The sequence below is a fragment of the Synechococcus sp. MU1655 genome (assembly GCF_023630655.1).
Taxonomy (GTDB): Bacteria; Cyanobacteriota; Cyanobacteriia; order PCC-6307; family Cyanobiaceae; genus Synechococcus_C.
On the sequence record NZ_JAKUHK010000052.1, the window covers coordinates 1 to 9,254 of the forward strand.

General features: G+C 57.7%; 7 protein-coding genes and 1 pseudogene. 4 read left to right on the forward strand and 4 right to left on the reverse strand.

The features are described from left to right. Together NCN04_RS04170 and NCN04_RS04175 are read left to right on the forward strand one after the other, a co-directional pair. Positions 1-250 (forward strand): hypothetical protein (locus NCN04_RS04170; RefSeq protein WP_250395264.1); only part of this gene is annotated, 250 nt, incomplete at its 5' end. Between the two features lie 35 nt (positions 251-285). Beyond that, complete coding sequence (locus NCN04_RS04175) at positions 286-1,929, forward strand: ABC1 kinase family protein (RefSeq protein WP_048346028.1); 1,644 nt, start codon at positions 286-288, stop codon at positions 1,927-1,929. Positions 1,930-1,961: 32 nt separating this feature from the next. Here NCN04_RS04175 and NCN04_RS04180 read toward each other — a convergent pair whose 3' ends face one another. Next, positions 1,962-3,578 carry a hydroxysqualene dehydroxylase gene (locus tag NCN04_RS04180; RefSeq protein WP_250395265.1) on the reverse strand — a complete coding sequence of 539 codons (1,617 nt, stop codon included), beginning with the start codon at positions 3,576-3,578 and terminating at the stop codon, positions 1,962-1,964. A 139-nt stretch (positions 3,579-3,717) separates the two neighbouring features. Between NCN04_RS04180 and NCN04_RS04185 the strand changes: the two are divergent. Next, positions 3,718-4,512, forward strand: a pseudogene (locus NCN04_RS04185) (NAD(+) kinase); the annotation flags it as partial. A gap of 116 nt (positions 4,513-4,628) precedes the next feature. On the opposite strand, the gene NCN04_RS04190 reads toward NCN04_RS04185, so the two are convergent. Next, complete coding sequence (locus tag NCN04_RS04190; protein WP_250395266.1) at positions 4,629-5,537, reverse strand: NAD(+) kinase; 909 nt, start codon at positions 5,535-5,537, stop codon at positions 4,629-4,631. Between the two features lie 139 nt (positions 5,538-5,676). Here NCN04_RS04190 and NCN04_RS04195 point away from each other — a divergent pair, with 139 nt between their 5' ends. Beyond that, positions 5,677-7,293: a hydroxysqualene dehydroxylase gene (locus NCN04_RS04195; RefSeq protein ID WP_250395265.1), complete on the forward strand. Its 1,617-nt coding sequence runs from the start codon at positions 5,677-5,679 to the stop codon at positions 7,291-7,293. A gap of 32 nt (positions 7,294-7,325) precedes the next feature. On the opposite strand, the gene NCN04_RS04200 is transcribed toward NCN04_RS04195, so the two are convergent. Further along, on the reverse strand, positions 7,326-8,969 hold the full coding sequence (locus NCN04_RS04200) for an ABC1 kinase family protein (RefSeq protein WP_048346028.1): 1,644 nt from the start codon (positions 8,967-8,969) through the stop codon (positions 7,326-7,328). A 35-nt stretch (positions 8,970-9,004) separates the two neighbouring features. Further along, on the reverse strand, positions 9,005-9,254 hold a 250-nt coding region (locus NCN04_RS04205; protein ID WP_250395264.1), incomplete at its 5' end, for a hypothetical protein.

Below are 9,254 nucleotides of genomic sequence, written 5' to 3' on the forward strand. Positions count from 1 at the left end.
CACTGCTGGGGTTTGGTATCAATCAGGCGTGAGTGCCTTGTGGTGGTTCAGACTTGCTTTCTGTATCACGAGTCTCCCATCGCAGGCCATGTCGATCCTTTGGCGTCATACGGAGCTCCTCAGCAAGTCCTCGCTGTCTATCCGGCAATTGTTTCCTGTTGCGTTTTCTTTCAGCCATGCTGCTGATTGTTGGCTTTGCGCCGGTCAGTTGAACAGTCCATTCCTTCTGATGACTGCTCCAGACCACTGACAAGCCCGAGATTTTTGTCGTTTACTGCTGATTGAATGTCTGTGCTCAGTGTGTTCGACGGTTCATCAAGAGCCTTGGAGATCGTTCGGATCGTCTCGCGCCATGAGTGGTCGTTTCTCTCTCAGCTCCTCAACCGTGGCGATGCCTCTGAAACGCGGCTGCCCTTGCCTTCGGTGCTGTGCAACATCCTGACGGAGTTGGGACCTGTGTACGTGAAGTTGGGCCAGCTGTTGAGTACGCGCCCCGACCTTCTGGGGGAAGACTACATCGAGGCATTGAGCCAATTGCAGGCCGATGTTCCGGCTGTGTCCTGGGAGCAATTGAGACCTCAACTGGAGCAAGAATTGGGCTGCTCTGTTGACAAGGCGTTCTCAACGTTCACCGACACGCCGATTGCGGCTGGAAGTGTGGGGCAGGTGTACAAAGCAACCTTGCCTGAGCTCGGTGCCGTAGCGGTGAAGGTGTTGAGGCCAGGGATCGCTGCCCAGGTGGAAGAAGACGGTCGCTTGTTGCGCAAGATTGCCGCCCTCGCTGCAGCTACGTCTCTCGGTGGTTTGTACGACTTCGTGGGTCTTGCTGATCAGGTTCTTGAGGCTTTGGTGCGGGAGCTCGATTTCAGGATTGAGGCCTCCAATACCTTGCGTCTGCAGCGCAGTTTGGAACAGTCGAGTTTCGTTCCTGACGCTCAAATTCGTCTGCCCCAAGTGGTGCAGCGGTTGTCGAGCCGCAGCGTGCTCGTGCTCGAGTGGATCGAAGGTGCATCAATCCTCAGCCCTGAAGCTCACGATGCTCTCGAGGCTGGGCCTGGATTGGTGGCAACCACCACGGCGTTGCTTGGCGCCTTTGTGGAGCAGTACTTCGTGGAGGGTTTTTTTCATGCGGATCCCCATCCCGGCAATCTCAAAGTTTTGGCCGATGGCAAGGTGATCCTGCTCGATGCGGGAATGGTGGGTCAGTTCGATCCACGCACCCGCAGCAACTTGCTGGATCTGGTCTTGGCACTCATTAACCAGGACGGAGCCAGGGCAACGGATGTGTTGGAGCAAATTGCGCCACCGGCTCGGGGGGTGAAAGTGGATCGTCAGCATTTGCAACGGCAGCTTGATCAGCTGATTGCCAGGAGTTTTTCCAAGCCACTGGAGGAACTGAATTTCGCCCTGTTCCTCGCCGCCTTGCTGCAGCTGGCGAATCGCTCTGGATTACGGGTTCCGGGAACCCTTGGCCTGTTTGTGAAATCGGTCACCAACTTGGAGGGTGTAGGCAATTCTTTGAACCCGGCGTTTAGTTTCACTGGAGAGATGCAGCCCTTGGTGGCTCAACTGCTTGCCCGTGCCGTGATGCTGCCTCAAGAGCGGCTCATGCAGTTTGGCCTTGATTTGCGCAACCTCACGATTGATTCCCCGCGTCAGCTGAGTCAGCTGTTGCGGCGCTTCAGTAGTGACGACTTGGTGTTTGCCATTCAGCTGGAGGGGCTTGACGCCATGCGCGCCAGCTTGGACCGGATGTCGCAGCGGGTGTCATTGGCGATTCTTGTGGCATCGCTATTGCTAAGTGCCACGGTGATGGCCACCTTGGCCCAACAACCTTTGCTGAGGGAGGTCAGCGAGGGGTTATTTATTGGAGCCACATTGTTTGGTCTCTGGCTGATTGTGTCCTTGCTGCGCTCTAGTCGTCGATGAGTGCGATTCGGAGGAGGCGCGTTGGCTTGTTGCTAACGAAGCCAAGGGTATTTGAGTCCAAAGAGATCCAGTTGATCCATCACGAGTTTGTTGATGGTGCGACCGAGCACAACCTGTGGTTCGTCGGCACGAATTGGGATAACAGGGTGTTGAAGGGTTTGAGACTGCGTTGTTCCCGAGATGATCTTGCGTTTGAGCAGTGAATTTCCGGCTTCTAAACCACACACATAGGCACGCTCCTGGCAGAGCCCTTTGGCGCCGAATTCCCGATCTCCCATCCGTACCCAATCGCCAGCGCAGACGATCGAGGCGATCGACGTCTCCAGCGGTGGTCGCTGCTTGAAACTTCCCGGTGAAAACAGTGATACCGACCCCGGATAACGCCGCACCTCCTGATCCACCACCTGCGCTCTGCGGAAGTCTGACTGCACCATCGGCAACAACTCCTGCATGAGGCAATCGACAACCGCCTGATCGCTGAGTTCAGCAATTGCCGTGGCGTTATAGAAGTCGCTTGCTACCACAGAGCCCTGCACTGGATCAGCACCCCAGAGCTCCCGTTCCGTTTCCGGTTGCAGCTGATCGAGCATGAAGAAGGTGGCGCCGGATCCCTGAAGCGCCTGGAAACGTGACAACACATTGGCGGGATCGGCAACCTTCACCCTGCGATCAAGCCACAAGCGCACGGATACCACATCAATAGCGCCGAGATTGCCGGCCCGCACCAGCTCCGGGGATAGAGCCGCGCACTCCGGTGAGTTGGCCATCAGTGCCCCCATCCCCTTGGCGCCCACCGCCAGCACCACGGCATCGACATCGTTGATCACAGCGCTGCGGCCCGTGGCTACCGAGCGGGTCTCAACCGACGTCACCATTGTCCCATTTCGGGAGACGTTCAGACGCGTTGCCAACGTTCCCCCGACGACTTCCAGATGATGTTGGTGACGCAAGCGCTGACTGAGCGGAGCCAAGAGTTGCTCTGCGATGCTCTTGCGCCTGATCCAGCGCACATCAAATGAATCCTGATGGGCCAGTGCGTAGTAGTACAGCAACTCCATCGTCACCGCCGCTGAGAGCTCCTCAGGTGGCTTGAACAGGCCCACCAGCAGGATCGGACGGAGGAACTCATCGATCATCCGATCACTGATTTTCAACTGCTTGAACAGCGTCAGTGCATCGATGCCGTCGTACTGCTGGTACACCGCATCGTTGCGGTTTAAATCGAGCATGGCGACCAGCAGCCCGGCGATGCTGAGTCGATCGGCTACCGGCAACCGCTTGAAGTTGTTGATCGTGGCGAAGGCCTGGCCGAGAGGGCTGGGTAGCTGTGGGCCATCACCGAACACCGGAGCTTTGGCTTCCAGGCCGTTGGGGGACCAGAAGGCGCTGGTGGTGAACTCGGTGAAACGATTGCCGAGTCTGAGTTCTTTCGTAAGGGCATTGATGTTGGGGTAGTCCTTCCAAAACCCCCGCGTGCCGGCCTCGAATGGTTTGCCGCTGGGGGTGGAGAGCGGCGTGCTGCCCGTTGGATCGTTGATTCCGTCGATCAAGGTCACCCGAACCCCAGCCTCGCAAAGGGACTTCGCGGCCCCCCAGCCAGCCCATCCCGCTCCAACTACAACCACATGGGAGGGGGTGTCGCTTGGCATCTCTCGGACTTGCCTCAGGTTGTGGTCTGAACGCTAAGTAGGCCTGGCGATGGGCCGGCCTTGGCTTCAAAAAACAACCTCACGCAGCTGGCAGTGGATTTTTCTCATAAAGTGATCCCGTTCTGTTGAAATGCGATCGGTGCCCAGAGTCGGACTGATCGTGAATGACGGAAAGTCGCTCGCCGTCGAGACTGCTCAGACCATTCAGGAGCGTCTGGAGCTTGCCGGCCATGACGTGTTTCGGGCCAGCAGTTCTGGAGGGATGGTGGGTTTCGCTAACCCCGATCAGCACTTGCGAATGCTGGGGTACAACGCCTGTGTGCCCGAGGGGTTTGATGACTCGATGGTGCTGGCGATTGTGTTGGGAGGCGATGGCACGGTCCTGTCGGCTGCCCGTCAAACGGCACCTATTGGTGTGCCGATTCTGACGATCAACACTGGCCATCTAGGCTTTCTTGCAGAGGCCTATTTGGGTGATCTTGATAAGGCTCTCGCGCAGATCCTTACCGATCGCTGGACGATCGAGGAGCGCGCCAACATGGTCGTGAGCGTGATGCGCGGAGACCAAAGGCGCTGGGAAGCCCTGTCTCTTAACGAAATGGCGTTGCACCGTGAGCCACTCACCAGCATGTGTCATTTCGAAATTGCGATCGGCAGGCATGCGCCCGTAGATATCTCTGCTGATGGGGTGATCCTGTCAACACCCACCGGATCCACGGCCTACGCCCTGAGCGCCGGTGGACCCGTGATCACCCCCGATTGTCCGGTGTTGCAGCTCACCCCAATTGCAGCCCATTCCTTGGCCTCGCGTGCGCTTGTCTTTAGTGATCAAGAACCGGTCACGGTGTTTCCCGCCACTCCCGAACGCTTGATGATGGTGGTGGATGGAAGTGCTGGCTGTTACGTCTGGCCGGAAGATCGGCTGCTGACTAAAAGCTGCAATGGTGCTATTTCCAGCCCCCCACTCCAACGATGGATAGCCCGAAGCCTCGAGGCGATCTTTGAGGTGCAGGGCCTCAGCACCAACCAGCAACAGCACTCCCTGCTCATTCATGGACGATCAGGCTTCGCCACATGGGGCAGTCCCCAGCCCAGCTTGTTGCGCAAGACCTGGAAAAACTCGTGGTCGGATAAGCGCACAAAGCGCACGGGATGGTCACTACGCCGGATCAGCACCCGATCTTCCGGCCAGACGTAACAGCCAGCACTTCCATCCACCACCATCATCAAGCGTTCGGGAGTGGCGGGGAACACCGTGACCGGTTCTTGATCACTAAAGACAAGCGCACGCGAGGCCAAGGAATGGGCTGCAATTGGGGTGAGCTGCAACACCGGACAATCGGGGGTGATCACGGGTCCACCGGCGCTCAGGGCGTAGGCCGTGGATCCGGTGGGTGTTGACAGGATCACCCCATCAGCAGAGATATCTACGGGCGCATGCCTGCCGATCGCAATTTCGAAATGACACATGCTGGTGAGTGGCTCACGGTGCAACGCCATTTCGTTAAGAGACAGGGCTTCCCAGCGCCTTTGGTCTCCGCGCATCACGCTCACGACCATGTTGGCGCGCTCCTCGATCGTCCAGCGATCGGTAAGGATCTGCGCGAGAGCCTTATCAAGATCACCCAAATAGGCCTCTGCAAGAAAGCCTAGATGGCCAGTGTTGATCGTCAGAATCGGCACACCAATAGGTGCCGTTTGACGGGCAGCCGACAGGACCGTGCCATCGCCTCCCAACACAATCGCCAGCACCATCGAGTCATCAAACCCCTCGGGCACACAGGCGTTGTACCCCAGCATTCGCAAGTGCTGATCGGGGTTAGCGAAACCCACCATCCCTCCAGAACTGCTGGCCCGAAACACGTCATGGCCGGCAAGCTCCAGACGCTCCTGAATGGTCTGAGCAGTCTGGACGGCGAGCGCCTTTCCGTCATTCACGATCAGTCCGACTCTGGGCACGGATCGCATTTCAACAGAACGGGATCACTTTATGAGAAAAATCCACTGCCAGCTGCGTGAGGTTGTTTTTTGAAGCCAAGGCCGGCCCATCGCCAGGCCTACTTAGCGTTCAGACCACAACCTGAGGCAAGTCCGAGAGATGCCAAGCGACACCCCCTCCCATGTGGTTGTAGTTGGAGCGGGATGGGCTGGCTGGGGGGCCGCGAAGTCCCTTTGCGAGGCTGGGGTTCGGGTGACCTTGATCGACGGAATCAACGATCCAACGGGCAGCACGCCGCTCTCCACCCCCAGCGGCAAACCATTCGAGGCCGGCACGCGGGGGTTTTGGAAGGACTACCCCAACATCAATGCCCTTACGAAAGAACTCAGACTCGGCAATCGTTTCACCGAGTTCACCACCAGCGCCTTCTGGTCCCCCAACGGCCTGGAAGCCAAAGCTCCGGTGTTCGGTGATGGCCCACAGCTACCCAGCCCTCTCGGCCAGGCCTTCGCCACGATCAACAACTTCAAGCGGTTGCCGGTAGCCGATCGACTCAGCATCGCCGGGCTGCTGGTCGCCATGCTCGATTTAAACCGCAACGATGCGGTGTACCAGCAGTACGACGGCATCGATGCACTGACGCTGTTCAAGCAGTTGAAAATCAGTGATCGGATGATCGATGAGTTCCTCCGTCCGATCCTGCTGGTGGGCCTGTTCAAGCCACCTGAGGAGCTCTCAGCGGCGGTGACGATGGAGTTGCTGTACTACTACGCACTGGCCCATCAGGATTCATTTGATGTGCGCTGGATCAGGCGCAAGAGCATCGCAGAGCAACTCTTGGCTCCGCTCAGTCAGCGCTTGCGTCACCAACATCATCTGGAAGTCGTCGGGGGAACGTTGGCAACGCGTCTGAACGTCTCCCGAAATGGGACAATGGTGACGTCGGTTGAGACCCGCTCGGTAGCCACGGGCCGCAGCGCTGTGATCAACGATGTCGATGCCGTGGTGCTGGCGGTGGGCGCCAAGGGGATGGGGGCACTGATGGCCAACTCACCGGAGTGCGCGGCTCTATCCCCGGAGCTGGTGCGGGCCGGCAATCTCGGCGCTATTGATGTGGTATCCGTGCGCTTGTGGCTTGATCGCAGGGTGAAGGTTGCCGATCCCGCCAATGTGTTGTCACGTTTCCAGGCGCTTCAGGGATCCGGCGCCACCTTCTTCATGCTCGATCAGCTGCAACCGGAAACGGAACGGGAGCTCTGGGGTGCTGATCCAGTGCAGGGCTCTGTGGTAGCAAGCGACTTCTATAACGCCACGGCAATTGCTGAACTCAGCGATCAGGCGGTTGTCGATTGCCTCATGCAGGAGTTGTTGCCGATGGTGCAGTCAGACTTCCGCAGAGCGCAGGTGGTGGATCAGGAGGTGCGGCGTTATCCGGGGTCGGTATCACTGTTTTCACCGGGAAGTTTCAAGCAGCGACCACCGCTGGAGACGTCGATCGCCTCGATCGTCTGCGCTGGCGATTGGGTACGGATGGGAGATCGGGAATTCGGCGCCAAAGGGCTCTGCCAGGAGCGTGCCTATGTGTGTGGTTTAGAAGCCGGAAATTCACTGCTCAAACGCAAGATCATCTCGGGAACAACGCAGTCTCAAACCCTTCAACACCCTGTTATCCCAATTCGTGCCGACGAACCACAGGTTGTGCTCGGTCGCACCATCAACAAACTCGTGATGGATCAACTGGATCTCTTTGGACTCAAATACCCTTGGCTTCGTTAGCAACAAGCCAACGCGCCTCCTCCGAATCGCACTCATCGACGACTAGAGCGCAGCAAGGACACAATCAGCCAGAGACCAAACAATGTGGCTCCAATAAATAACCCCTCGCTGACCTCCCTCAGCAAAGGTTGTTGGGCCAAGGTGGCCATCACCGTGGCACTTAGCAATAGCGATGCCACAAGAATCGCCAATGACACCCGCTGCGACATCCGGTCCAAGCTGGCGCGCATGGCGTCAAGCCCCTCCAGCTGAATGGCAAACACCAAGTCGTCACTACTGAAGCGCCGCAACAGCTGACTCAGCTGACGCGGGGAATCAATCGTGAGGTTGCGCAAATCAAGGCCAAACTGCATGAGCCGCTCTTGAGGCAGCATCACGGCACGGGCAAGCAGTTGAGCCACCAAGGGCTGCATCTCTCCAGTGAAACTAAACGCCGGGTTCAAAGAATTGCCTACACCCTCCAAGTTGGTGACCGATTTCACAAACAGGCCAAGGGTTCCCGGAACCCGTAATCCAGAGCGATTCGCCAGCTGCAGCAAGGCGGCGAGGAACAGGGCGAAATTCAGTTCCTCCAGTGGCTTGGAAAAACTCCTGGCAATCAGCTGATCAAGCTGCCGTTGCAAATGCTGACGATCCACTTTCACCCCCCGAGCCGGTGGCGCAATTTGCTCCAACACATCCGTTGCCCTGGCTCCGTCCTGGTTAATGAGTGCCAAGACCAGATCCAGCAAGTTGCTGCGGGTGCGTGGATCGAACTGACCCACCATTCCCGCATCGAGCAGGATCACCTTGCCATCGGCCAAAACTTTGAGATTGCCGGGATGGGGATCCGCATGAAAAAAACCCTCCACGAAGTACTGCTCCACAAAGGCGCCAAGCAACGCCGTGGTGGTTGCCACCAATCCAGGCCCAGCCTCGAGAGCATCGTGAGCTTCAGGGCTGAGGATTGATGCACCTTCGATCCACTCGAGCACGAGCACGCTGCGGCTCGACAACCGCTGCACCACTTGGGGCAGACGAATTTGAGCGTCAGGAACGAAACTCGACTGTTCCAAACTGCGCTGCAGACGCAAGGTATTGGAGGCCTCAATCCTGAAATCGAGCTCCCGCACCAAAGCCTCAAGAACCTGATCAGCAAGACCCACGAAGTCGTACAAACCACCGAGAGACGTAGCTGCAGCGAGGGCGGCAATCTTGCGCAACAAGCGACCGTCTTCTTCCACCTGGGCAGCGATCCCTGGCCTCAACACCTTCACCGCTACGGCACCGAGCTCAGGCAAGGTTGCTTTGTACACCTGCCCCACACTTCCAGCCGCAATCGGCGTGTCGGTGAACGTTGAGAACGCCTTGTCAACAGAGCAGCCCAATTCTTGCTCCAGTTGAGGTCTCAATTGCTCCCAGGACACAGCCGGAACATCGGCCTGCAATTGGCTCAATGCCTCGATGTAGTCTTCCCCCAGAAGGTCGGGGCGCGTACTCAACAGCTGGCCCAACTTCACGTACACAGGTCCCAACTCCGTCAGGATGTTGCACAGCACCGAAGGCAAGGGCAGCCGCGTTTCAGAGGCATCGCCACGGTTGAGGAGCTGAGAGAGAAACGACCACTCATGGCGCGAGACGATCCGAACGATCTCCAAGGCTCTTGATGAACCGTCGAACACACTGAGCACAGACATTCAATCAGCAGTAAACGACAAAAATCTCGGGCTTGTCAGTGGTCTGGAGCAGTCATCAGAAGGAATGGACTGTTCAACTGACCGGCGCAAAGCCAACAATCAGCAGCATGGCTGAAAGAAAACGCAACAGGAAACAATTGCCGGATAGACAGCGAGGACTTGCTGAGGAGCTCCGTATGACGCCAAAGGATCGACATGGCCTGCGATGGGAGACTCGTGATACAGAAAGCAAGTCTGAACCACCACAAGGCACTCACGCCTGATTGATACCAAACCCCAGCAGTG

Bases quoted from the DNA above. Each gene is read 5' to 3' on its own strand.
- NCN04_RS04175 (WP_048346028.1), top strand. From the start codon at position 286: ATGTCTGTGCTCAGTGTGTTCGACGGTTCATCAAGAGCCTTGGAGATC.
- NCN04_RS04180 (WP_250395265.1), bottom strand. From the start codon at position 3,578: ATGCCAAGCGACACCCCCTCCCATGTGGTTGTAGTTGGAGCGGGATGG.
- NCN04_RS04195 (WP_250395265.1), top strand. From the start codon at position 5,677: ATGCCAAGCGACACCCCCTCCCATGTGGTTGTAGTTGGAGCGGGATGG.
- NCN04_RS04200 (WP_048346028.1), bottom strand. From the start codon at position 8,969: ATGTCTGTGCTCAGTGTGTTCGACGGTTCATCAAGAGCCTTGGAGATC.